Here is a 23756-nt window from a genome sequence, read left to right as displayed (position 1 = left end):
CCAGCGTCCCGCGCCCGACAGCGCGGGCGCGGGACGGCCGGTCATCAGTGCTGCAGGATCTTGGCGAGGAATTGCTGAGCGCGATCGGAGCGCGCGCTGACATCGCCGAAGAACTCTTCCTTGGGGCAGTCTTCGACGATCTGTCCCTGGTCCATGAAGATCACCCGGTTGGCGACCTTGCGCGCGAAACCCATCTCGTGGGTCACGCACATCATGGTCATGCCTTCGTGGGCCAGTTGCACCATCACGTCGAGCACTTCGTTGACCATTTCCGGGTCGAGCGCCGAAGTCGGCTCGTCGAACAGCATGACCACCGGATCCATCGCCAGCGCACGGGCGATCGCCACACGCTGCTGCTGGCCACCGGACAGTTGGCCGGGGTGCTTGTGCGCGTGGGCCGACAAGCCGACGCGTTCGAGCAGTTGCAGGCCCTTTTTCGTGGCTTCTTCCTTGCTGCGGCCCAGCACCTTGATCTGCGCGATGGTCAGGTTTTCGGTGATGGTCAGGTGCGGAAACAGCTCGAAATGCTGGAACACCATGCCCACTCGCGAGCGCAGCTTGGGCAGGTTGGTCTTGGGGTCGGCAATGGAGGTGCCGTCGACCACGATGTCGCCCTTCTGGAAAGGCTCCAGGGCATTCACGCACTTGATCAGGGTCGATTTGCCCGAACCCGATGGCCCGCACACCACGACCACTTCGCCTTTCTTGACCTCGGTGCTGCAATCGGTGAGCACCTGGAAGTCGCCATACCACTTGTTGATGTTCTTGATGGAGATCATACGGCTAACCTTTTTTGCAGACGCTTGACCAGAAGGGAGGCGCTGAAACTGATGACGAAGTACACCACGCCGGCGAAGATCAGGAACTCGTTGGCCCGACCGATGATGTCGCCGCTGGCACGCGCCGAGTTGAGAAAGTCCACCAGGCCGACGGTGTAGACCAGCGAGGTGTCCTGGAACAGGATGATGCTTTGCTGCAACAGCAGCGGGGTCATCTTGCGAAACGCCTGGGGCAGGATGATCAGGCGCATGGTCTGACCGTAGTTCATGCCCAGCGCTTGCGCCGCGCCCATCTGGCCCTTGGAAATGGACTGCACACCGGCGCGCACGATTTCACAGAAGTACGCGGCCTCGAACATCATGAAGGCCACGAGGCATGAGGTGAAGGCGCCCACCGGCGTGTCTTCGCCGGTGATCCAGCGCAGCACGAAAGGAACCGCCAGGTAGAACCAGGTGATCACCAGCAGCAGCGGAATGGAGCGGAAGTAGTTGACGTAGGCGCCGGCAAAGCGCGACAGCAGCTTGTTCGACGACAGGCGCATCAGGGCCAGCACGGTGCCCAGCGCAATGCCGCCGATGACGCCCAGCACCATCAGCTGCAAGGTCATGACCATGCCGTTCCACATGCCCGGCAGGGCTGGAATGATTCCACTGAAGTCCATCATTTACCTCCCAGGGAGATCAGCCCAGGCACGGCGAGCTTGCGCTCGAACACCCGCATCAACAGCATCAGGCTCATGTTCAGGGTGAAGTAGATCAGCGTGGCCAGGGTGAAAGCCTCGAACAGGTTGGCCGAGAACTCCGCGGTCTGCTTGGTTTGCGCCAGCAGCTCCATCAGACCGATCAACGAGGCCACCGACGAGTTCTTGAACACGTTGAGGAACTCGGAGGTGAGCGGCGGAATGATGATGCGGTAGGCCTGGGGCAGCAGCACGTTCCAGTAGATCTGCGACAGGCTGAAACCCATCGCCCGGGCGGCCGATTCCTGGCCGCGCGGCAGTGCCTGGATACCGGTACGCACCTGCTCGCAGACCCGTGCGGCGGTGAACAGGCCCAGGCAGACCACCACGCTCAGGAACGCCGAGGTGGTCGGATTGAGGTCCTGCTTGTACCACTCCTGCATCCCTTCGGGCAGCAGGTCGGGTACCAGGAAATACCAGATGAACAGCTGCACCAGCAGCGGCACGTTGCGGAACAGCTCAACGTAGCAGGTCGCGATACCCGAGACCCAGCGGCTCGGCACGGTGCGCATGACACCCAGTGCCGAGCCCAGCAGCAGGGCGATGATCCAGGCGACCACGGCAATGGCGATGGTCCAGCCCAGGCCGGAGATGTACCAATCCAGGTAGATCTCGCTGCCGACGCCAGTGGACTTGAAGAAGACGCTCCAGTCCCAGTTGTAATTCATGGGGAATACCCCTCGGAAATTGATTCACGGGCACAGGCTTTCACCCGAGCGCCGGGCGGCGTTCGGGTGAAATCAGGGTGGTGCTTACGACTTCTTGTCGGGAGCCGGCTTGTCGTTGGGGTTGGCGATCAGCGCCTTGAGCTCGTCGCTCATGGGAAAGCCCAGGTTCAGGCCTTTTGGCGGGATCGGCTGGTTGAACCACTTGTCGTAGATGCCGTTGATGTCGCCCGAGGCGAAGGTTGCCTTGATGGCATCGTCGACGGCTTTCTTGAACGGCTCGTCGCCCTTGCGCACCATGCAGCCGTAGATTTCATAGGACTGCGGTGTGCCAGTGACTTCCCAGTCGGTCGGCTTCTTGGCCTTGGCCATTTCGCCGGCGAGCAGGGCGTCGTCCATCATGAAGGCGACGGCGCGCCCCGATTCGAGCATCTGGAAGGACTCGCCGTGGTCTTTCGCCGAGACGATGTTCATGCCCATCTGCTTGTCGGCGTTCATCGACTTGAGGATGCGCTCGGAGGTGGTACCGGCGGTGGTGACGACGTTCTTGCCTTTCAGGTCGTCGAAATCCTTGTAGGACGAATCTTTCTTGCTCAGCAGACGGGTGCCGATCTCGAAGATGCCGACGGAAAAATCCACTTGCTGAGCGCGTTCGGCGTTGTTGGTGGTGGAACCGCATTCCAGGTCGATGGTGCCGTTCTGCACCAGCGGGATACGGGTTTGCGAGGTCACCAGGTTGTACTTGACCTTCAGGTCCGGCATGTCGAGGTCTTTCTTCAGGGCCTCGACCACCTTGAGCTGGATGTCATGGGAGTAGCCGACCGGCTTGCCGGACGCGTCGGCAATGTACGAGAAGGGGATGGAGGCGTCGCGGTGACCGAGGGTGATGGTGCCCGAATCCTTGATTTTCTTCAGGGTGCCGGTGAGTTCGGCGGCCAACGCTGGAGTACTGATCAGAGCGGCGGCAATGGCGGCGCTCAGGAGTTTTGGAACGATGCGCATCAGTGAATCCTCGACTTTGTTTTTTTTATCGAGCCCGCAGGCCCTCGGGGTACGGCGAAGCTCGGCGGCTGGTATGCGCCGGTTTCGTTGAAGAGTGTAGAGCATGAGTCATGCCAAGGCGGGGGATGTGGCTCAGAGCCAGGTCGGCTGGGGCAGGTGGGCGGGTAGCAGGGGTTTAGGGGTCAAAATTTCGTTCGGAAATCCGAATATCCAAGGGTGCCATGGACGGATTTCCGAGTCGCTGCAAGCATTCGCGGGCAGAGGGCTCGCCGCCCGCCCCGCTCCCACAGGATGCCCGCCGTCTGTGGGAGCGGGCTCTGCCCGCGAAGAGGCCCTTGGATCAAACCCTTAAAACCGCGGCTTCACCGCCTTCCAATCCGGCTTGTACCGAGCCATCTGCCGCACGTCGTCCCGTGAACGAATCCCGCAGCGCAAAAACTGCTCATGCAGCATGCCCAACTGGTCGCGATCCAACTCCAGACCCAACCCAGGGGTCTTGTTGATCTTCACGCAGCCATCGACGATCGGCAGCTTGCCGCCCTTGATCACCTCTTCGTCCGGCTCCTGCCACGGATAATGGGTGTCGCAGGCATAGTCCAGATTCGGCACCGATGCCGCCACATGCGCCATGGCCATCAGGCTGATACCCAAGTGCGAGTTCGAGTGCATCGACACGCCCAGCCCCCAGGTCTGGCACATGCTCGCCAATACCTGGGTATCGCGCAGTCCGCCCCAGTAATGGTGATCGGCGAGTACGATCTGTACGCTGTTGCGCTCGACACTGCGGCGGAACTCGGCGAAGTCGGTCACCACCATGTTGGTCGCCAGCGGCAGCCCGGTGCGTTTGTGCAACTCGGCCATGTCGTCCAGGCCGGGGCAGGGATCCTCATAGTACTGGAGACTGTCGCCCAGTAACTCGGCCATCCTGATCGACGTCTCCAGCGACCAGTTGCCGTTGGGGTCGATGCGCAGGGGATGGCCGGGAAAGGCCTTCTTCAACGCCAGAATGCAGGCCACTTCACGCTCGGGTTCCAAGGTCCCGGCCTTGAGCTTGATGCTCTTGAAACCGTACTGCTCGATCATGCGCCTGGCCTGGCCGACGATCTGCTCCTCGTTCAACGCCTCGCCCCAGTTGTCAGCAGGGTAGGGCGAGTCGACGTGCTCGGCGTACTTGAAGAACAGGTAGGCGCTGAAGGGCACTTCATCGCGCACCGCACCGCCGAGCAGGTCGACCAGTGGCCGATTCAGCGACCGCGCCTGAAGATCGAGCAGCGCCACTTCGAAGGCCGAGTAGGCATTGGTCACAGCCTTGCTGGCATGTGAACCGGGAGCCAGTTCGGCACCGCTCACGCTGGCCGGCTTGTGCCGGGCCACGGTGCTGGCGACGATCTGGCGCAGGCCATTGAGGTTGAACGGATCCAGGCCGGGCAGTTGATCCTTGATGGCCATCTGAATGGCCAGGGCCGGGGCATCGCCATAGCTTTCACCCAGGCCGACGTAGCCGTTGTCGCTTTCCACCTCGATGATCGAGCGCAAGGCATAGGGTTCGTGGATACCGCTGGCGTTGAGCAATGGCGGGTCGCGGAAGGCGATGGGGGTGACGGTGACACGTTTGATCTTCACAAGCTTCTCCTCGGGGTGCAGGCCCGCCAGCGCGAGCCGTTCCTTTCTAGTACACGGCGGTCAGTGTGCGGCGGCAGGTTGCAGTGGCTTGTCATCGGGCTTCCGCCCGCGAGGCCGGGTGCGGGCGAAGAACACCACGATCGCGGCCAGCACCGAGGTCGCGGCCAGGCCGTAAAGACCGCCCTGTATAGAGCCGGTCTTCTCTTCCAGAAAGCCGAACACGGTGGGCGCGACGAAGCCGCCCAGGTTGCCCACCGAGTTGATCAGCGCCAGGACGGCGGCGGCGATCCGGGCGTCCAGATAGGCCTGCGGGATAGGCCAGAACAGCGCCGATGCCGCCTTGAACCCCACTGCAGCGAAGCAGATGGCGACGAAGGCGAACACCGGGCCGCCATAGGTCGACATGAACATCCCCCCGGCCGCGATGATCAGCGTCGTCGCCACCCACGCCTGCTGGTGCTTGAAGCGGGCGGCGAGGGCTGCAAAGCCATACATGGCGGCAATCGAGATGATCCAGGGGATGGAGTTGAACAGCCCCACTTCAAAGTCCGAGACGTTGCCCATTTTCTTGATCATGCTCGGCAGCCAGAAGGTCGCGCCATAGATGGTCAGCGCCACCGAAAAGAAGATGAAGCAGAACACCAGAATCTGGGTGTCGGCGAGCAGCTTGAAGATCGACGGCTTGACCACATGCTCGGCTTCACGAGCGCGCTGTTCCTCGGCGATCACCCCGCTCAGGGTCGTCTGCTCGGCAGGGGTAAGCCACTTGGCCTCATGGATGTGCGATTGCAGCCAGTAGTAGACGAACCCGCACAGCGCCACCGATGCGCCGCCTTCGATCAGGAACATCCACTGCCAGCCATGCAGGCCCAGCCCGGTCACGCTCAGCAGGGCGCCGGTGATGGGGCCGGAAATGATCGAGGCGATCGCCGAGCCGCTGAGGAAGATCGCCATGGCCTTGCCGCGTTCGCTGGCAGGCAACCACTGGGTGAAGTAGTAGAGCACGCCGGGATAGAAGCCTGCCTCGGTGACGCCGAGCAGGAAGCGCATGACATAGAAACTGGTCTCGCCTTGAACGAAGGCCATGCCCATGGCCACCAGGCCCCAGGTGAACATGATCCGGGTCAGCCAGGCACGGGCGCCGAAACGTTGCAGAAGCATGTTGGAGGGCACTTCGAACAGTGCGTAGCCAACGAAGAACAGACCAGCGCCCAGACCATAGGCCGCAGCGCCGATGCCCAGGTCGGTTTCCATGTGGGTGCGGACGAAACCGATGTTCACCCGGTCGATGTAGTTGACGATGAACATCACGACGAACAGCGGCAGCACGTGCCGCTTGACCTTGGCCACTGCGCTGGCGAGCACGCTGGGGTCGACGGCACCGGATTGAACGTTCAAGGGCGACACTCCGATCATTGTTTTTTTTGGAGGGCTCGATCATGAACTTGGGGTATTGTTTCAGTCCAATTCAAGTTGGCACTTGATTGATACCGAGGTTGAATCAATGTTCGAACTCAGCCAGCTCCGTTGCTTCACCACCGTGGCCACGGAACTCAACTTCCGCCGGGCCGCCGAGCGCCTCAACATGACGCAGCCGCCGTTGAGTCGGCAGATCCAGCTGCTTGAGCATCACCTGGGCGTCGAGCTGTTTACGCGTAGCACGCGCAGCGTGGCGTTGACGGCGGCGGGTCGGGCCTTTTTCATCGAGGCGCAGAATCTGCTGGAGCGTGCCCAGCAAGCTGCGGTGTCGGCACGCCGCTTCGCCGATGGCGACATCGGCTCGGTGAACATCGCCTTCGTCGGCAGTGCGGTGTACGAATTTCTGCCCAAGGTCATCGCCGAAGCGCGGCTCAAGCAACCGCAGGTGAAGATTGACCTGTCGGAAATGAACACCTACCAGCAGCACGAGGCCTTGCGTGCCCGGCGTATCGATCTGGGCATCGCCCGCGCGCCGTTGCTCGACAGTGGTTACCTCACCGAATGCCTGGTGCGCGAACCGTTCGTGCTGGCAACGCCGGCCACCCATCGGCTGGCCAATGCAGCCCAGGTACGTGTGCAGGATCTGGACGGCGAACCGTTCCTGATGTACTCGCACGCCGCCTATCCGCCGTTCAACGAATTGCTCACCGGCATGCTGCGTTCGGCTCAGGTGACCCCGCAATACGTGCAGTGGCTGGGTTCGTCGCTGACTATCCTGGCGCTGGTCAACGCTGGCATGGGAGTGGCGCTGGTGCCGCGCTGCGCCACCAGCGTGGTCTTCAAGAATGTGGTGTTCCGCGATATCGATCTGGGGGAGGGCGTGCAGAGCGAATTGCACCTGATCTGGCGCGAGAGCAATGACAATCCGGCGTTCGCCATGCTGCTTAAGGCAATCAAGGGCGCAGCCAAAGATGGATGGGGTGGAGAAAATAGCTGATCAAAAAATGATCATATTTCGCTGGGCTCTGTGGCCCGTGGCCTGCAGCGTGTTCTCCCAAGCTTATCCACAGGCAGGTGCACGTCGAATGTGTACAACCCCTTGAAACTGCTCGTTTTTTAATCGACGGCTGGAAACGCTGACTGGCCGTGGCCTGCAGGGTATTGCACCCAGCTTATGCACAGCCTCATGCAGCTTTTTCTTGGATAACCCATGAGAGTGATTAGCCAGCCTCCCGAAGCGCAGAGACACCCGGGAGGCTGAGTACCTGTCAGCGGTTTCGTGCGTCCTTGGCATCCATTTCGGCGTTGCGTTCGTGTACCTTCTTGAGCTGCTCGTCGGTCAACGGCAGTTTCTGCGCGCTTTGCTTGAGCACCAGTAATCCACCGACGATCGAGCCGATGGCCACCAACAAGATCAACCAGGCATACCAGGGCATGAGGACACTCCTTGAACGGTGCGCCGAAGATGCGCGGCGCTTGTAGAGATTGGAGCGACAGGGTGTCGCAGTGGTTCCATCATAGCCCGTTCCTGCCCTGTGGCGACGCCGCCCGATGGCGACGTGGACAATCGTGGCAACGCCCCTGAGCCAGCAAAATCCGCTACAATGCGCGCCGATTTCGACCCGCCTTCAGAGAGCCCGCCATGTCCTCCTGCCAGACTCCCATCATCGTCGCCCTGGATTACCCAACCCGCGAGGCGGCTCTGAAGCTGGCCGATCAGCTGGATCCCACGTTGTGCCGGGTCAAGGTGGGCAAGGAACTGTTCACCAGCAGCGCGTCGGGCATCGTCGAAACCTTGAATGACAAGGGCTTCGAGGTATTCCTGGACTTGAAATTCCACGACATCCCCAACACCACCGCCATGGCCGTCAAGGCTGCGGCGCAAATGGGTGTCTGGATGGTCAACGTGCATTGCTCGGGCGGCCTGCGCATGATGGCGGCGTGTCGCGAAGTGCTGGAACAGCGCTCCGGTGCCAAGCCATTGCTGATCGGCGTGACCGTGCTGACCAGCATGGAACGTGAAGACCTCGCCGCCATCGGCCTGGACATCGAACCACAGGAGCAGGTGCTGCGTTTGGCTGCGCTGGCGCAGAAGGCCGGCATGGACGGTCTGGTCTGTTCGGCACTTGAAGCTCAGGCCCTGAAGGCTGCGCATCCCGCGCTGCAGCTGGTCACTCCCGGCATTCGCCCGGCGGGCAGTGCCCAGGATGACCAGCGCCGTATCCTGACCCCGCGCCAAGCGCTGGACGCCGGTTCCGACTACCTGGTGATCGGCCGTCCGATCAGCCAGGCCGCCGATCCTGCTCAGGCGCTGGCCGATGTCGTGGCGCAGATCAACGCCTGATCAGGCCTGCTTGGGCTGACCGTTGGAGGCGTGCAGCCCGCCGTCAACGGGTAGGTTCACACCGTTGACGAAACGCGCGTCGTGGCTGGCCAGGAAGGCGATCACGTCTGCCACTTCTTCGGCCTCGGCAGCGCGGCCCATGGGAATGCGCTCGGCGAATTTGTCCATCAGGGCCTTGTCGTCGGCCATGCCTGCTGTGAGCTCGCTCTTGGTCAGGGCAGGGCATACGGCGTTCACGCGTACACCCTGGCCACCGTATTCAAGGGCCAGGGCGCGGGTGAAGTTCGTGACCGCACCCTTGGCGGCGTTGTAGAAGCTCATGCCCCAGTCGCCGCCTAAGCCCGATACTGACGACACGTTGATGATGCTGCCGCCGCTCTTGAGCAAATGCGGCATGGCGGCGCGGCAACCGTAAAACACCCCGTCCACGTCGATCGACATCACACTGCGCCAGTCGTCCAGCGAGGCCTCGGTCAAGGCGCCCGACGGGGCCACACCAGCGTTGTTGACCAGCACGTCCAGTTGGCCGAAATGCTCGACTGCACGCTTGACCAACTGCTGCACGTCTTCCCACTTCGAGACATCGGCGCTGACGACCAGACTCTGGCCGGGGCCGATGCCCTTGGCTACGGTTTCCAATTTTTCAGCGTTGCGCCCCACCAACACGACGCGTGCACCTTCCTTGGCGAAGCGCAGCGCGGTGGCCGCGCCAATGCCGGAGCCCGCACCGGTGACGATCACGACTTTGTCCTGGAAACGATTCATGCCTGTGTCCTCTGTGATGTGGAGTTACAGGTGTGAAAGCGTCGCCGCAGGTGCGGTTCATTCGGCTTGATGACAATCCTTTAATGATGCTTCAGGTATCAGGCTTTGCGCGCATTGAGGATGAGCAGCGTCAGGACCCCGGCGATGATGCCCCAGAACGCCGAGCCCACCGAGAACAGCGTCAGCCCTGAAGCGGTCACCATGAACGTGACCAAGGCCGCTTCGCGCTCCTTGGGCTCGCTCATGGCTTGAGTCAGGCCGTTGATGATCGAGCCGAACAGCGCCAATGCAGCGATCGACAGCACCAGCTCCTTGGGCAGTGCGGCAAACAGCGCGGCCAGCGTGGCGCCGAATGTGCCGGCAATGGCGTAGAACACACCGCACCAGACCGCCGCGGTGTAGCGCTTGGCCGGATCTTCGTGAGCCTGTGGGCCGGTGCAGATAGCTGCACTGATGGCAGCCAGATTGACGCCGTGGGAACCGAATGGCGCCATCAGCACCGAGGCGATGCCGGTCACCGAAATCAACGGCGAGGCCGCCACCTGGTAACCGTCGGCGCGCAGTACGGCGATACCGGGCATGTTCTGCGAGGTCATGGCAACCACGAACAGCGGAATGCCGATGCTGATGGTCGCGGCCAGGGAGAAGGACGGGGTGGTCCACTGCGGTTGGGCGACTTGCAAGCTGAAATGGCTGAAGTCGAGTAGGCCGAGCAGCCCGGACACCAGCGTACCGATGACCAGCGCTGCCAGCACCGCATAGCGTGGCGACAGGCGCTTCACGATCAGGTAGGTGAAGAACATGCACAGCACCAGGGCGGTGCGGTGTTGCGCGGCGACGAAGATTTCGCTGCCGATCTTGAACAGGATGCCGGCCAGCAGCGAGGCGGCCAGCGATGCCGGCAGGCGCTTGAGCAGGCGCTCGAAACTGCCGGTCAGGCCACAGATCGTGACCAGCACCGCACAGGTGATGAAAGCACCGATGGCCTCGGCATAATTCACGCCGCCCAGGCTGGTGATCAACAGGGCCGCGCCCGGCGTCGACCAGGCCACCGTGATGGGCGTGCGGTAACGCAGGGAAAGGCCGATGCTGCACACTGCCATGCCGATCGATAGGGCCCAGATCCAGGAGGATATCTGCGCGGTGGTCAAGCCTGCAGCCTGACCCGCCTGGAACATCAGCACCAGGGAGCTGGTGTAGCCGGTCATCATGGCGATGAAGCCGGCCACCACCGCGCAGGGGGCAGTGTCGGCCAGCGGGCGCAGTGGGGCAGAGGTGATGGGATTGGGCATGGCGGTCGGATCCTTGTCCTGAACAGCGTCGGTCAAGGGTAAGCCAAGGTGTCCGGCCAGCAGCGGTACAGCGGCGCGATCAATCGACGATACAGCTGGGCGACAGCGATCAGGCTGCCGCGAAGCGCTCGTTCAGGTAATCGATGATCACCTTGGAATCGTACATCCAGGTAACCTTGCCGGCTTCCTCGATGCGCAGGCACGGGACCTTGATCTTGCCGCCTTCGGCCAGCAGGGTTTCCCGAGCCACGCTGTCGTTCTTGGCATCGCGCAGACTCGCCGGCACATTGAGCTTGTGCAGTGTGCGGCGGGTCTTCACACAGAATGGGCAGGCGTGGAACTGATAGAGCGTCAGCCCGCTGGCTGCGCGGTCCACCTCGGCCTGGGCCTCGGCGGTGCGCTTGCGCCGCGGTGGACGGGTGAGCAGGTCGCCCGCCACGATTACCTGGCCCAGTCCGATACGCAAGGCTTTCATCAACATGTGGCAGTCCTCGAGATTGGGGTACGGCTTATTTGATCAGGCTGAGAAACTCGCTGCGGGTCGCCGCGTTGTCACGGAACTCGCCCAGCATCACCGAGGTGATCATCGAGGAATTCTGCTTCTCGACACCGCGCATCATCATGCACATGTGCTTGGCTTCGATGACCACCGCGACACCCAGCGCGCCGGTGACCTGCTGCACTGCATCGGCGATCTGCCGGCCCAGGTTCTCCTGGATCTGCAGGCGGCGGGCGTACATGTCGACGATCCGCGCGACCTTGGACAGCCCCAGCACCTTGCCATTGGGAATATAGGCGACATGGGCGCGCCCTATGAACGGCAACAGGTGATGCTCGCACAACGAATACAGCTCGATATCCCGGACCATCACCATCTCGCTCGCATCGGAGCTGAACAGGGCACCATTGGTGACCTCGTCGAGGGTCTGCTCGTACCCGCGGCACAGGTACTTCATGGCTTTGGCAGCGCGTTTGGGCGTGTCGAGCAGGCCTTCGCGGGTGACGTCCTCGCCCAGCTGGCCAAGGATCTCGGTGTAATTCTGTTCCAGGGACATGATCAAACCTGTGGGGAAATATTTCGCAGACGCGAAGGGTACGGCTCCGCTCGCACGGGTGCAAGCGAAGCGTTATTCGTCACGCCCTTCGAGCATGGTGCGCTTGAGCATCACGTAAACCGCGCCGGCGCCGCCGTGGCGGGGCTGGCAGGAGGTGAAGCCGAGCACCTGCGGGTGCTGGCGCAGCCAGGTGTTGACGTGGCTCTTGATCATCGGCCGCTTGCCGTCCAGGCGCACGGCCTTGCCGTGGGTCACGCGTACGCAGCGGATTTCGAACCGGGTGGCCTCGGCGAGGAACGCCCAGAGGGTTTCGCGAGCCTTTTCCACGGTCATGCCGTGCAGGTCCAGGCTGCCTTCGAAGGGAATCTGGCCGACCTTGAGCTTGCGCATCTGGCTTTCCTGCACACCATCGCGGGCCCAGTGCAGGTCGTCCTCGGGGCCGACGTCGATGACGAACTGATCGGACAGGCCATCGACGGTCGTGACGTTGGTCCCCACCGTCGCAGCCTGACGCAGCGCTTGCAGCTTGGCCTTGTCGGCCTTGGGCTTGCCGGTGTCGGCACGGTCGTGCCGGATCGGCTTGACGCCGCGCATCTGGTCCTTGAACAGGGAAAATTCGTCGTCTTGCATGAGGGCCTCCACCACGGGAGCGCTAGTCTACGCGACTCAATCGTGCTTTTTCATCAGGTGCGGGGCCAGATCGAGTTCACGGCTGCGGCGCATCCCGCGGCGGCTGCGCCGCCAGAACCACAGGCCCAGATACAGAACCAGCACGCCGATGCCTGCCAGTATGGCCGCGCCGGTGGTCGTGGTGTCCAGTCCGGTCACCTGGGGCGGATGCCCCAGCAAGGTAGCGATGCCGGCCATGGCCAGCAGCAGGCCCAGGGTCAGTAGCACGGCACCCAGCGCTGCGCCGAGACGGTAACGCCAGCCACCTGAACTGCGCTTCCTGAGCCTGCGCGCATTGAAACCTTGGGATGACTTCATTGATTCCTCGATGGCGATCGGGCCGGCTTGAAGGTCAGAGCAGATCGCCGGTCATGGCGACCGCAGCGAAGTTGTCGCGCATGATGGCCATTTCGGCTTCCTGCACCTTGGCCGCAGCCAGCACGCCATCGCCCTGGGGCAGGTCGCGAGTGGCGCAGGCATCGGCCACCAGCGTGCAGCGATAGCCGTAGTCCTTCGAGGCGCGCACCGTGGTGCTGACGCTGGAGTGGCTCATGAAGCCGCAGACGATCAGGTCCAGATGACCGTAGCTCTGCAGCAGTTCGTGCAGGCCGGTGTTGTTGAAGGCATTGGGCATGCGCTTTTCGACCACCGCTTCGTCGCCCTGGGGTTCGAAGCCCTTGATGAACTCGCCACGCTCGCCCTGGGGGTCGAACAACCCACCCACAGTGCCCAGATGGCGGATGTGCACCACAGGACGCTTGGCTGCGCGTGCCGCAGCCACCAGTTTGGCGATGTTGGCCAGCGCCGCGTCCATGCCCGACAGGGCCAGGTCGCCACTGAGGTATTCCTTTTGTGCATCGATGATGATCAGGCTGGCGTTGGCGATCCGCGTGGGCGGGAAACCGCGGCCGCTGAGTTGGAACATCGTCTTTGGAACGGACATCGGGGGCTCCTTTGGCTAGGGCTTTTGCCGCATTGTCCTCTGCTGGAGCCGTTCTGTGAATCGGATTGAGCGAACATAGCGAAAATCGCCTGCGGCCCTCTGTTAATATCCCGGCTTGATTCGACCGAGGAGCTTTTGTGATCACTTCCCGCTTGCGCACCGTGCGCGACCACATCCGTTGGGCCGTCAGCCGTTTTCATGGCGAAGAACTGTTCTTTGGCCACGGCACCGATAACGCCTGGGACGAGGCCCGCCTGCTGGTGCTGGGCGCGTTGAACCTGCCCTACGAAATCGCCGACAGCTACCTGGATTGTCGTCTGGAAGAGGACGAGATCGTACGTGTGCAACACCTGCTCAGGCGGCGCATCGAAGAGCGCGTGCCGGCCGCCTACCTGATCGGCGAAGCCTGGTTCTGTGGCATGTCGTTCATCGTCGACGCACGGGTGCTGGTGCCCCGTTCACCGATCGGCGAGTTGATCGAAAACGGCTTCGAGCCATGGCTGAGCCAGCCGCCGGCGCGGATCCTCGACCTCTGCACCGGTTCGGGCTGCATCGGTATCGCCTGCGCCGATGTCTTTCCGGAAGCTGAAGTCATTCTGGCCGACCTGTCCTTTGAGGCGCTCGAGGTGGCCAATCAGAACATCGAGCGGCACGGTCAGGAAGAGCGCGTCTACACCGTCCAGGGTGATGGTTTCGAAGGTTTGCCGGGGCAGCGGTTCGACCTGATCGTGTCCAACCCGCCCTACGTCGATGCCGAAGACTTCGCCGACATGCCGGCCGAGTATCAGCACGAGCCGGAACTGGGCCTGGCCTGTGGCGACGATGGCTTGAACCTGGTGCGACGCATGCTGGCCGGGGCGGCGAATCATTTGACCGACAAAGGCCTGTTGATCGTCGAGGTCGGCAACAGCCAGGTGCACGTCGAGGCGCTCTATCCGGAAGTGGATTTCGCCTGGTTGGAGTTCCAGCGCGGTGGGCATGGCGTGTTCATGCTCAGCGCCGAGCAGTGTCGCGAGCACCAGGCGCTGTTCGTTTCGCGGATCTGATCGCGTTCGCCCACTTCACTGCGGCTGATGCTAGCGGTGAGTGGCGATCCAGATCAGCAACCCGGCCTGGAACACGGCGAACGCGATCAGGCAGGCGATGGTGAAGCGCAGGCCGCCCTCTTCGCGCGAGAACTTGCCGATCCGCTCCTGTTGGGTGTGCAGTTTCAGCTCCATTTCCTGCAATTGCTGTTCGGCCAGCTGCAGCATCTCGCTGGCCGCCAGCACCTCGACCACCTGGACCTTTTCCGGATTCCAGGTGCTCAGCAACTGGCTGACGGCAATGGGGTGATAGCGCCCCTTGAGGCGTTGCACGTCGGCGTACTCGACATTCAGGCCTTGGGTGCGCAGGGCGTGATCGCGGCGATCCAGGCCTGCCGGTTGCAGCGCTTCCTTGCTCGACAGCGCTGCGCCCTGCAGGGTGTAGTGCGGCCAGTGACGCTGCAGCCAGACGGTGGCCTGGGCCATGACGAAACGGCCCAGGCCGCGGTTGACCGGCTCCAGTTGCAGACCCGCTTCGCTGCCCAGAGTGACCTGCTTGAGCTGGTGGTCGACCCATACGTCCAGCTGGTTCTGTTCCTTGCGCACACGCTGGCCGGGCAGTTGGATGTCCAGCCGCAGCAGGCTCAGGGCCGGGTCGTGGCGCTCGGCCAGGCCGAACTGCACGAAACGCAGCGGCCGCGGGCCGGTCGCCCGGTCGGCGGGCAGGGGCGCCAGGCGCAGCATCCTGAACTGCTCGGTGGTGACCTCGGCCCATGGCCGCGGCACCTGTGCGGGTTCATCGATGTCGGCGTTTGGCGGGTCTTGTTCAGTCATGGCGCGATCCTCTTCACGCAGCTTGTATCGGCTACCTCGACCCACTCTTGAGTGCGCCCGGCGCAGAGCGCCGCTCAAAGACCCTGAATGAAGGGCACGACGACGCGGCCCAGTTCTGCAGCCAGCGGCCGATTGTGGTCACGGTACGATTTGAGCTGGGACGGCAGGTCCATCGGCACGATGCGCAGCACATGGTTCATGCCGGGAATGATCGCCAGCTGCGCGTCCGGCTTGGCGCGCTGCAGTGCCTGCGCATCGCCGACGCCCACCTGGATGTCGTGGCTGCCCTGCACGATCAGCGCCGGGATCTTCAATGCAGCGAAGGCTTGCGCAGGGTCCTGGCGCAGCAGCGAAATCAGGTAGGGCTGCACGCTGGGGCGAAACAGCACCTGCAAGGGCTGGGGTACGTCCGGGTCGTATTGTCCTGCCTCCAGGCGCTCGATCAGTTGATAGCTGCGCGGCTGCAGTTCGGCCGGCAGACGCTCGCCGATCTGTTCGCGAAGCACTTCACCCAGGGGCCGGCCGCTGCCCGACAGCGATACCACCGCATTGGCGCCGGCACGTTGGGCTGCCAGGGTGGCGATCAGCGCACCCTCGCTGTGACCAAGAATGACCAGCGGGCCGAAACGCGGATCGCGCTTGAGCTGCGCGCTCCAGGCCACCGCATCGTCGACGTAGCCCGCCACGCTCAGGTCGCGTTCATCGGGCGTGGCCTTGCGGCCGGTTGCCACACCGCGTTTGTCGTAGCGCACACTGGCGATGTTGTTCTGGGCCAGAAGCAAGGCAAGCTTCTTCAGACTGTCGTTGCGCCCGGCTTCGGGATTGTTGCCGTCACGGTCGGTAGGGCCCGAGCCGGAAATCATCAGCACAACAGGGACCGGCCGGTCGGCGCGGGGCACCAGCAGCGAGCCGTACAACGTGCCTTGAGCCGTCTGCAACTCGATCGGGCGCCTGGCGATGTCGGGCGTGGCGGCCAGTGCAGCGGCGCTGCTGGCGAACAGGAACACGGCAAGCAATCGGAACATCATCTGCAACATCATCGAGCCACTATCCAGGGAAGTGCGATTTGGACTGGGGCGTCTGGCTAAGGTTCAGGGATGAACTGGCCGTCGACCCTGCGTATACTGGCGCCCTGTCTGATTCGGTTGATTTCGCGGAGCGCCCTGCATGTCCGGCAATACCTACGGCAAGCTGTTCACTGTCACCACCGCTGGCGAAAGCCATGGCCCGGCGTTGGTCGCCATCGTCGACGGCTGCCCGCCAGGCCTTGCGATCTCCCTGGACGATCTGCAGCGCGACTTGGATCGCCGCAAGCCGGGCACCAGCCGGCACACCACCCAGCGCCAGGAGCCCGACGAGGTCGAGATCCTCTCCGGCGTGTTCGAAGGGCGGACCACCGGTACCTCCATCGGCCTGCTGATCCGCAACACCGATCAGAAATCCAAGGATTACTCGGCAATCAAGGACCTGTTCCGTCCCGCCCATGCCGACTACACCTACCATCACAAGTACGGCGAGCGCGACTACCGCGGCGGTGGCCGCAGCTCGGCGCGCGAAACCGCCATGCGCGTGGCGGCCGGGGCGATCGCCAAGAAGTACCTGGCCACCCAGGGCATCCTGATTCGTGGCTACATGAGCCAGCTGGGCCCGATCCAGATTCCCTTCAAGAGCTGGGACGGCGTGGAAGACAACGCCTTCTTCAGCCCCGACCCGGACAAGGTGCCGGAGCTGGAGGCCTACATGGACCAGCTGCGCCGAGACCAGGACTCGGTCGGCGCGAAGATCACCGTGGTCGCCGAAGGCGTGATGCCCGGCCTGGGCGAGCCGATTTTCGATCGTCTGGACGCTGATCTGGCCCATGCATTGATGAGCATCAACGCGGTCAAGGGTGTGGAAATCGGCGCCGGTTTCGCCAGCGTGGCCCAGCGTGGGACCGAGCACCGCGACGAGATGACGCCCGAGGGCTTCCTCAGCAATCACGCAGGTGGGGTGCTGGGCGGTATTTCCTCGGGGCAGCCGATCGTCGCTCATCTGGCCCTCAAGCCTACGTCGAGCATCACCACGCCAGGACGCTCGATCGATGTCCACGGCCAGCCGGCCGACATCATCACCAAGGGCCGCCACGATCCGTGCGTGGGCATCCGCGCCACGCCGATTGCCGAAGCCATGATGGCCATCGTTCTGATGGACCACTTGCTGCGTCATCGTGGGCAGAATGCCGACGTCAAGGTCGACACCCCGGTGCTGGGCCAGCTTTGAGCGTGGTGCCGTCGCCTGCGGGACATGCAGTCCCGTATTGGCGACTGTCCACCTTCTACCTGTTCTACTTCGCCCTGCTAGGGTCGACGGCGCCGTTCCTGGCGCTGTACTTCCATCACCTGGGCTTCGACAGTGCGCGTATCGGTGAGCTGGTGGCGATCCCGATGCTCATGCGCTGCGTGGCGCCCAATCTCTGGGGCTGGCTGGGCGACTACACCGGTCGACGCCTGGCCATCGTGCGCATCGGCGCGGTATGTACGCTGGCCAGTTTCTCGCTGATCCTGCTGGACACCAGCTACGCCTGGCTGGCGCTGGTCATGGCGCTGCACGCTTTTTTCTGGCACGCGGTGCTACCGCAGTTCGAAACCCTGACGCTGGGCCATCTGCAGGGGCAGACGGCGCGCTACAGCCAGATCCGCTTGTGGGGCTCGATCGGTTTCATCCTGACCGTCGTTGGCCTGGGCCGGGTGTTCGAAAGCCTGAGTCTGGATGCCTACCCCTATACGCTGCTGGCGATCATGGCCGGGATCGTCGCGGCCAGTGCCTGGGTGCCCGATGCACCGGTTGGCGACGGCCCGCGTCGAACGCCGGGGGACGGCTTCATGAAGCAACTGGTTCGCCCTGGCGTCTTGGCGTTCTACGGGTGCGTGGGGCTGATGCAGCTCAGCCACGGTCCGTACTACACGTTTCTGACCCTGCACCTTGAACAGTTGGGATACAGCCGCGCGGTGATCGGCATGCTGTGGGCGGTCGGCGTGGTGGCCGAGGTGCTGATGTTCCTGGCCATGAGCCGGATCCTGGCGCGGTTTTCCTTGCGCCATGTGCTGGTCGCCAGTTTCCTGTTGGCTGCGGTGCGCTGGCTGTTACTGGGCAGTTTCGCCGAGCACCTGTGGCTGCTGGTGCTCGCCCAACTCATGCACGCGGCCACCTTCGGCAGCTTCCATGCCGCGGCTATCCATTTCGTGCAACGCAGCTTCGGCATCCATCAACAGGGGCAGGGGCAGGCCCTGTACGCAACGTTGGCCGGTGTCGGTGGCGCTCTGGGTGCTCTGTACTCCGGTTACCTGTGGCAACCGCTGGGCGCCACGGGGACGTTTGCTCTGGCTAGCCTCGCCGCATTCGCCGCCGCCCTGATCATGCTCAAACGCTCGCCTGCAAAGCTCCCGCCCGCAGCCAGCCACTGACACCCATTCGAGGATTCTGCATGAGCCGCTTGACCGTCTATCACCGCAGCACGCCCGACATCCCCAACAAAGTGTTGAGCCACCCTGAAGACATCGCCGCGACCCTGGCCGAGCTGGGCATCGGCTTCGAACGCGCCGAAGCGACGCTTCCCGTGTCCTGGGAGGCGAGCGCGGAAGAGGTCATCGCGACCTGCCGCAGTGAAGTGGATGCCTGGATGGCCAAGGGTGGCTACATGAGCGTGGACGTCGTCAGCATTGACGAAGATCACCGTCCGCGGGCCTCGAACCAGGCCGAGCTTCTGCGTGAGCACCGGCTGGAGGGAGAGTGGGTCCTGTGCGTGGCGGCCGGGCGTGCCCAGTTGAGCGTGCACGCCGGTGACTACGTGTATGCCGTGCTCTGCGAACGTGACGACCGGATCACTGTACCGGCAGGCGTAACGCATTGGCTGGACCTGGGCGAACGTGTACGGTTCGTCGGCCTGCGTATCCTCACCGATTCCCATGGCTGGCGACCCGATTACGTGGATCAGCCCGTGCACGACCTGTTTCCACGGATGGATGACTGATTCCAGCTTCGTCCAGGCGAAAAAAAACCCGGTACCAGGATGCGCCAGGTATCGGGTTTTGCAAGAAACAGAGCAGAGGAAACAGGGTGTATCAGTCAGGCCAAGCCAAGCTTGCCAGATAGATCAGCTGCGCTGATCAGGCCGAATGGTAGGTCGGCAGGGCAAAGCGGTTCTGACTTTGCAGCATGTTGATTGCTGGCAGCTGACTGGCTTCACCGGCCAGATCGCGGCGGATGGCGCTGATAACCCAAGTCAGTTGCTCAGGGGTGTGCAGTTGAGCGTAGGAAATCGAACGCTTGATCTGTTTGCCATCGGTGTCACGCAGGGTCAGCAGAACGGCACCATCCGGGCGTGGCTGGGTGGTCACTTCGTACTCGGAGAAAACGGAAACGAATTTTTCGTGGAGGAAGTTCATGTGCAGCTCCTAGCAAGTTGGCAGGCATGTCTAGGTAGTTGCAGCGAGTGTGCCAAGTCTCTTTAAAAATAAAATCCTTATAAATCAGCAGCTTGAGGATTAGGCTTATTTTGCCCTCCGTGCAATTTGCATGAACGGCCATTTGACATGCTGCATTTTGCGCGGCGGAGTAAGGCGAGCGATGAGTCGTTGCGAGGGAGTGAGGCGCGCGCAATGGATTTTTTCCCATGGCGCTACTGTCTATGACCACAAATCGCCAATAAATTCCCGATTCGCGGGTGATAGCCAGGCTCTGTTGCAGGCTTGAACCCAAGCGGGAACACTGTCTACCGTGATCCATTGCCAGGAGGTTTCCATGACCCAGCCCGAAGCTCGCCAAATGAACGATGAAGAAGCCGCGGAGTTCGCCGAACAGGTGTTCGATGTTGCCCGCAACGGTGACGCGCAGATGCTCGAGCGTCTGCTGGAAAAAGGCCTTCCGCCCAATCTGCGCAACCACAACGGCGATACCTTGTTGATGCTGGCGACCTATCATGGTCACCTCGATGCCACACGGGTGTTGCTCAGGTACAAGGCGGATCCGTTGATTGCCAATGACAAGAACCAGTTGCCCATGGCCGGTGCCGCCTTCAAGGGTAACCTGCCGATCGTGCAGTTGCTGATAGAGGAGGGCGCCCCCGTCGATGGCGCTTCGGCTGATGGACGCACGGCGCTGATGATGGCGGCCATGTTCAATCGTACGGAAATGGTCGAGTACCTCTTGGCGCAAGGGGCCAACCCGGCTGCGGTGGATGCTCAGGGCATCAATGCATTGGGCGCCGCACGTGCCATGGGTGCCAAGCTGACCATCGAACAGCTGGAGAAGCTGGCCGCCTGATACCCGTCTGGCTGATTTGCGGCTATCCTTGCGGCCATTTTTCCAGCGCCGCAGGGGTTGCCTCATGAAACAGTCACTTGTCGAACTCATCGGCAAAATCAGTTCCGGCTGCATGCGCGATGACGACATCGATCGCATCGCCAATGAGGCCGCCCAGGCCTACGCCGACCCCCAGGCGTTCCTCGCTGCCAATCCCGACATCAATTACGACGACAGCTTTCCGATTCCCCTGGGCGAATGGGTCGTGGTGGGCAGCCTGCCCGACACGGTGATCTTCCAGGCCGATACCTACCCCGAGCTGCTGCAGCAGATCATCGATTCGTTCGGGCCCGACGTCACGTTCAACATCAAGCCCAAGCAGCTGAACAAGATCGACGCGTTGACCGCACTCAATCGTATCCAGGTGCAACTGGCTGCCATGAGCAAGGATCAGGGAGGGTACGTGCTGTTCGATTTCAGCCAGCCACTGGATGATGAATTGCAGATGGTGCTGGTGTACGGCAAGGATGCCGATCGGGTCGCGGCACTGGGGGCCGAGTTGCACATCAGGGCCGTGCCCGCCCTGGAAGCGTTGCGCGTGGCAGTGCACGTCTGAACGCAGCCTTCACCTTTCGCACGGCGACCACGGAACCCCTGCGACACGCCGCTATCCTAGTTGATGCATGCCATCCACAAGGAGTATCACATGGGTTCCACTTTCAATAGCCTGATCGGCCTGATCATCCTCGCGCTGGACATCTGGGCGGTCATCAACGTCATCAAGAGTGGTGCCTCGACCGGGGCCAAGGTCCTGTGGGTACTGCTGATCATCCTGCTGCCGGTACTGGGCCTGATCATCTGGGCCATCGCCGGTCCACGCGGCAACGTGCGGGTCTGAATCAAACAGGTCGAACCTGCAACGGGTTCGACCTGCCTGCCCCGGCGACGTATCATCCTCGGCCCGACCGCCGTTTCGCGGCCGATGCGTAGCATCTGAACGGAATTTTCACCTGTCTTCACGGACAATCCGCGCCCAGATTTACCCTACGCACTTCCAACAGATCCCAACAATAGACCTCAACGGACCTTTCCTACACATGGCTACTCCGGACGCCTTGAGTCAAAAGCAGGCCGCGCGCGGCAAACTGCAACCGACCGTCAAATCGCACCTGGCTTACACGCTGCTCAGCGGCCTGGCGATCATGCTGATGCTCAGCGGATTGCGCCTGGCATTGCTGATGTACAACCGCGAGATGATCGGTGATACCCCAACCAGCACCTTCGTCGAAGCCTTCTTCAATGGCTTGCGCTTCGACCTGCGCCTGGTGGTGTACCTGCTGATTCCTCTGCTGCTGGCCGTGCTCAGCGCCCGCGCCATGCGCTGGCGCGGGCTGTTCCGGGCATGGCTGACCATCGCGTCCAGCGTGGTGCTGTTGTGCGGCCTGATGGAAATGGACTTCTACCGCGAGTTTCACCAGCGCCTCAACGGCCTGGTGTTCCAGTACGTGAAGGAAGACCCCAAGACCGTGCTGAGCATGATCTGGTACGGCTATCCGGTGGTGCGCTACCTGCTGGCCTGGGTCTTCGTCACCTGGCTGCTGAGCCTGGTGTTCAAGGGCTTCGATCGCCTGACCCGTCCGCGGGTCGCGGCGCCCGCCAATGTCGGCCGTTCGGTTGCACCGTGGTACGCACGAGTGGGCGTGTTCGTGGTGATCCTGCTGATCGCCGTGGTCGCCGCGCGCGGCACCTTGCGCCAGGGGCCGCCGCTGCGCTGGGGTGATGCCTACACCACCGATTCGAACTTCGCCAACCAGCTGGGCCTCAACGGTTCGCTGACGCTGATCGCTGCCGCGAAAAGCCGCATGTCCGAAGACCGCGACAACATCTGGAAAGCGACCCTGCCGCAGGATCAGGCGCAGAGCACCGTGCGTGACATGCTGCTCACACCTCATGACACCTTGGTGGACGACGACACTGCCGCCGTGCGTCGCAACTTCCAGCCGCCTCAGGCCAATACGCTGCCGATCAAGAACGTCGTGGTGATCCTGATGGAAAGCTTCGCCGGTCATTCGGTGGGCGCGTTGGGCGCCGAAGGCAACATCACGCCTTACTTCGACAAGCTGGCCCAGGAAGGCCTGTTGTTCGACCATTTCTTCTCCAGCGGCACCCATACCCATCAGGGCATGTTCGCCACCATGGGTTGCTTCCCGAATCTGCCTGGCTTCGAATACCTGATGCAGACCCCTGAGGGCAGCCACAAGCTGTCCGGCCTGCCGGAGATGCTCAGCGCCGCGCGCGGCTACGACGACGTCTACGTCTACAACGGCGACTTCGCCTGGGACAACCAGTCCGGTTTCTTCAGCAACCAAGGCATGACCACGTTCATCGGCCGCAACGATTACGTCAACCCGGTGTTCTCCGATCCGACCTGGGGCGTGTCCGACCAGGACATGTTCAACCGTGGCAACGAAGAACTGGCCAAGCGCGGCGCTGCCGGCAAGCCGTTCTATGCACTGCTGCAGACCCTTTCCAACCATGTGCCCTATGCCTTGCCGGCCGAACTGCCGGTGGACAAGGTCACCGGTCGTGGCAGCCTGGACCTGCACCTGACCGCCATGCGCTACTCGGACTGGGCCCTGGGCCAGTTCTTCGAGAAGGCCCGCAAGGAGCCGTACTTCAAGGAAACCCTGTTCATCGTGCTGGGCGACCATGGCTTCGGCAACGAGCAGCAGATCACCGAGATGGACCTGGGGCGCTTCAACATTCCGTTGCTGCTCATCGGCCCCGGCATCCAGGAGAAGTTCGGCAAGGTCAACCACACCGTCGGCTCGCAACCCGACGTGGTACCGACCATCATGGGTCGCCTGGGCGGCGCCAGCCAGCACCAGTGCTGGGGGCGTGACCTGCTCAACCTGCCGGCAGGCGATCCTGGCTTTGCCGTGATCAAGCCTTCGGGCAGCGAGCAGACCGTGGCCATCGTCAAGGGTGACCGTATTCTGGTCGAGCCGCGCGACATGGACACACGCCTGTATCGCTACCAGCTGGGCCGCGAGTTCGGCGCCCAGTTGATTCCCGATACCGACGCCAACGCCGCCGATGTGCCGCAGTTGCGGGCCAAGCTGGACTCGTTCATCCAGACCGCGACCAAGAGCCTGCTCGACAACACCGCAGGTGCCGTGGAGAGCAAGCAGGAGTAAGTACCCGACGCTCTGTGAAAAGGCCCTTCGGGGCCTTTTTTCATGGGGTGATCGAGCCCGTTCCGGCACACCTCCGGCAATCTGCCGTCCGGAACGAATGCCGGGCGTTGCGAGTCAACGTTGA

Annotated in this window: 27 protein-coding genes; 10 read left to right on the top strand and 17 right to left on the bottom strand. The window is 62.6% G+C overall.

All coding sequences use genetic code 11. The annotated features are described in order from the left end of the window. Positions 1-44: 44 nt before the first annotated feature. From QMX89_RS06715 to QMX89_RS06690, 6 genes are all read right to left on the bottom strand, one after another. A complete protein-coding gene (locus QMX89_RS06715; protein WP_043185416.1) occupies positions 45-779 on the bottom strand; it encodes an amino acid ABC transporter ATP-binding protein in 735 nt (244 codons plus the stop codon). Next, positions 776-1444: an ABC transporter permease subunit gene (locus QMX89_RS06710; protein WP_049862144.1), complete on the bottom strand. Its 669-nt coding sequence runs from the start codon at positions 1442-1444 to the stop codon at positions 776-778. The genes QMX89_RS06715 and QMX89_RS06710 overlap by 4 nt, the downstream gene beginning before the upstream one ends. After that, positions 1441-2187, bottom strand: coding sequence for an amino acid ABC transporter permease (locus QMX89_RS06705; RefSeq protein ID WP_282347553.1), 747 nt, complete (start codon positions 2185-2187; stop codon positions 1441-1443). Before QMX89_RS06705 ends, QMX89_RS06710 begins: the two co-directional genes overlap by 4 nt. 84 nt (positions 2188-2271) lie before the next feature. Beyond that, a complete protein-coding gene (locus QMX89_RS06700) occupies positions 2272-3186 on the bottom strand; it encodes a glutamate/aspartate ABC transporter substrate-binding protein (RefSeq protein ID WP_056843762.1) in 915 nt (304 codons plus the stop codon). Positions 3187-3534: 348 nt separating this feature from the next. Beyond that, entirely contained in the window at positions 3535-4809 is a 1275-nt protein-coding gene (locus QMX89_RS06695; RefSeq protein WP_282347552.1) for a glucarate dehydratase family protein, read from the bottom strand. 60 nt (positions 4810-4869) lie between these two features. Beyond that, a complete protein-coding gene (locus tag QMX89_RS06690) occupies positions 4870-6174 on the bottom strand; it encodes an MFS transporter (RefSeq protein WP_282347561.1) in 1305 nt (434 codons plus the stop codon). 139 nt (positions 6175-6313) lie between these two features. Here QMX89_RS06690 and QMX89_RS06685 point away from each other — a divergent pair, with 139 nt between their 5' ends. Next, positions 6314-7225 (top strand): LysR substrate-binding domain-containing protein, encoded by a 912-nt coding sequence (locus QMX89_RS06685; RefSeq protein ID WP_282347551.1) that lies wholly within the window; start codon positions 6314-6316, stop codon positions 7223-7225. A gap of 271 nt (positions 7226-7496) precedes the next feature. Here QMX89_RS06685 and QMX89_RS06680 read toward each other — a convergent pair whose 3' ends face one another. Continuing rightward, positions 7497-7664 (bottom strand): DUF2897 family protein, encoded by a 168-nt coding sequence (locus QMX89_RS06680; protein WP_082223724.1) that lies wholly within the window; start codon positions 7662-7664, stop codon positions 7497-7499. Between the two features lie 206 nt (positions 7665-7870). Here QMX89_RS06680 and pyrF point away from each other — a divergent pair, with 206 nt between their 5' ends. After that, a complete protein-coding gene (gene pyrF / locus QMX89_RS06675) occupies positions 7871-8572 on the top strand; it encodes an orotidine-5'-phosphate decarboxylase (protein WP_282347549.1) in 702 nt (233 codons plus the stop codon). Here pyrF and QMX89_RS06670 read toward each other — a convergent pair whose 3' ends face one another. The 7 genes from QMX89_RS06670 to QMX89_RS06640 all read right to left on the bottom strand — a co-directional run bounded on the left by QMX89_RS06670 (position 8573) and on the right by QMX89_RS06640 (position 13296). Beyond that, positions 8573-9337 carry an SDR family oxidoreductase gene (locus QMX89_RS06670; protein WP_056843758.1) on the bottom strand — a complete coding sequence of 255 codons (765 nt, stop codon included), beginning with the start codon at positions 9335-9337 and terminating at the stop codon, positions 8573-8575. 98 nt (positions 9338-9435) lie between these two features. Beyond that, on the bottom strand, positions 9436-10629 hold the full coding sequence (locus tag QMX89_RS06665; protein WP_282347547.1) for a benzoate/H(+) symporter BenE family transporter: 1194 nt from the start codon (positions 10627-10629) through the stop codon (positions 9436-9438). Positions 10630-10738: 109 nt separating this feature from the next. Continuing rightward, a complete protein-coding gene (locus tag QMX89_RS06660; RefSeq protein ID WP_282347546.1) occupies positions 10739-11110 on the bottom strand; it encodes a glutaredoxin in 372 nt (123 codons plus the stop codon). A gap of 28 nt (positions 11111-11138) precedes the next feature. After that, complete coding sequence (gene folE, locus QMX89_RS06655; RefSeq protein WP_043185450.1) at positions 11139-11684, bottom strand: GTP cyclohydrolase I FolE; 546 nt, start codon at positions 11682-11684, stop codon at positions 11139-11141. A gap of 72 nt (positions 11685-11756) precedes the next feature. Continuing rightward, positions 11757-12314, bottom strand: coding sequence for a Smr/MutS family protein (locus QMX89_RS06650; RefSeq protein ID WP_049862134.1), 558 nt, complete (start codon positions 12312-12314; stop codon positions 11757-11759). Positions 12315-12350: 36 nt separating this feature from the next. Continuing rightward, positions 12351-12671, bottom strand: a complete 321-nt coding sequence (locus tag QMX89_RS06645) for a hypothetical protein (RefSeq protein ID WP_049862133.1) — start codon at positions 12669-12671, stop codon at positions 12351-12353. A gap of 34 nt (positions 12672-12705) precedes the next feature. Then, complete coding sequence (locus tag QMX89_RS06640) at positions 12706-13296, bottom strand: cysteine hydrolase family protein (RefSeq protein WP_282347545.1); 591 nt, start codon at positions 13294-13296, stop codon at positions 12706-12708. Positions 13297-13433: 137 nt separating this feature from the next. Between QMX89_RS06640 and prmB the strand changes: the two genes are divergently transcribed. Next, positions 13434-14342 carry a 50S ribosomal protein L3 N(5)-glutamine methyltransferase gene (gene prmB, locus QMX89_RS06635; RefSeq protein ID WP_282347538.1) on the top strand — a complete coding sequence of 303 codons (909 nt, stop codon included), beginning with the start codon at positions 13434-13436 and terminating at the stop codon, positions 14340-14342. 30 nt (positions 14343-14372) lie between these two features. On the opposite strand, the gene QMX89_RS06630 is transcribed toward prmB, so the two are convergent. Both QMX89_RS06630 and QMX89_RS06625 read right to left on the bottom strand, forming a co-directional pair. Then, positions 14373-15155, bottom strand: a complete 783-nt coding sequence (locus QMX89_RS06630) for a hypothetical protein (RefSeq protein WP_282347537.1) — start codon at positions 15153-15155, stop codon at positions 14373-14375. A 74-nt stretch (positions 15156-15229) separates the two neighbouring features. Further along, on the bottom strand, positions 15230-16195 hold the full coding sequence (locus QMX89_RS06625; RefSeq protein WP_236707091.1) for an alpha/beta fold hydrolase: 966 nt from the start codon (positions 16193-16195) through the stop codon (positions 15230-15232). Positions 16196-16322: 127 nt separating this feature from the next. Between QMX89_RS06625 and aroC the strand changes: the two genes are divergently transcribed. From aroC to QMX89_RS06610, 3 genes are read left to right on the top strand one after another with little or no spacing between them, the layout of a single operon-like run. Continuing rightward, positions 16323-17414, top strand: coding sequence for a chorismate synthase (gene aroC / locus QMX89_RS06620; RefSeq protein WP_056843750.1), 1092 nt, complete (start codon positions 16323-16325; stop codon positions 17412-17414). Between the two features lie 5 nt (positions 17415-17419). After that, a complete protein-coding gene (locus QMX89_RS06615; protein WP_282347560.1) occupies positions 17420-18598 on the top strand; it encodes an MFS transporter in 1179 nt (392 codons plus the stop codon). A 20-nt stretch (positions 18599-18618) separates the two neighbouring features. Then, complete coding sequence (locus QMX89_RS06610) at positions 18619-19164, top strand: acireductone dioxygenase (RefSeq protein WP_282347536.1); 546 nt, start codon at positions 18619-18621, stop codon at positions 19162-19164. 136 nt (positions 19165-19300) lie between these two features. Here QMX89_RS06610 and QMX89_RS06605 read toward each other — a convergent pair whose 3' ends face one another. Continuing rightward, positions 19301-19579, bottom strand: a complete 279-nt coding sequence (locus QMX89_RS06605; RefSeq protein ID WP_043185483.1) for a DUF3509 domain-containing protein — start codon at positions 19577-19579, stop codon at positions 19301-19303. Between the two features lie 355 nt (positions 19580-19934). Between QMX89_RS06605 and QMX89_RS06600 the strand changes: the two genes are divergently transcribed. The 4 genes from QMX89_RS06600 (at position 19935) to QMX89_RS06585 (ending at position 23632) form a co-directional block, all read left to right on the top strand. Continuing rightward, the gene (locus QMX89_RS06600) at positions 19935-20456 is read left to right on the top strand and encodes an ankyrin repeat domain-containing protein (RefSeq protein WP_049862127.1); all 522 of its coding nucleotides are present in this window, start codon (positions 19935-19937) and stop codon (positions 20454-20456) included. Positions 20457-20520: 64 nt separating this feature from the next. Beyond that, entirely contained in the window at positions 20521-21051 is a 531-nt protein-coding gene (locus QMX89_RS06595) for a hypothetical protein (protein WP_192067617.1), read from the top strand. Between the two features lie 90 nt (positions 21052-21141). Next, positions 21142-21333 carry a PLDc N-terminal domain-containing protein gene (locus tag QMX89_RS06590; RefSeq protein ID WP_043185491.1) on the top strand — a complete coding sequence of 64 codons (192 nt, stop codon included), beginning with the start codon at positions 21142-21144 and terminating at the stop codon, positions 21331-21333. 199 nt (positions 21334-21532) lie between these two features. After that, on the top strand, positions 21533-23632 hold the full coding sequence (locus QMX89_RS06585) for an LTA synthase family protein (RefSeq protein ID WP_282347534.1): 2100 nt from the start codon (positions 21533-21535) through the stop codon (positions 23630-23632). Positions 23633-23756: the final 124 nt, after the last annotated feature.

It is taken from the genome of Pseudomonas sp. PS01301 (assembly GCF_029960215.1).
Taxonomy (GTDB): Bacteria; Pseudomonadota; Gammaproteobacteria; order Pseudomonadales; family Pseudomonadaceae; genus Aquipseudomonas; species Aquipseudomonas coleopterorum.
This window is presented reverse-complemented; position numbering and strand designations above follow the sequence as displayed.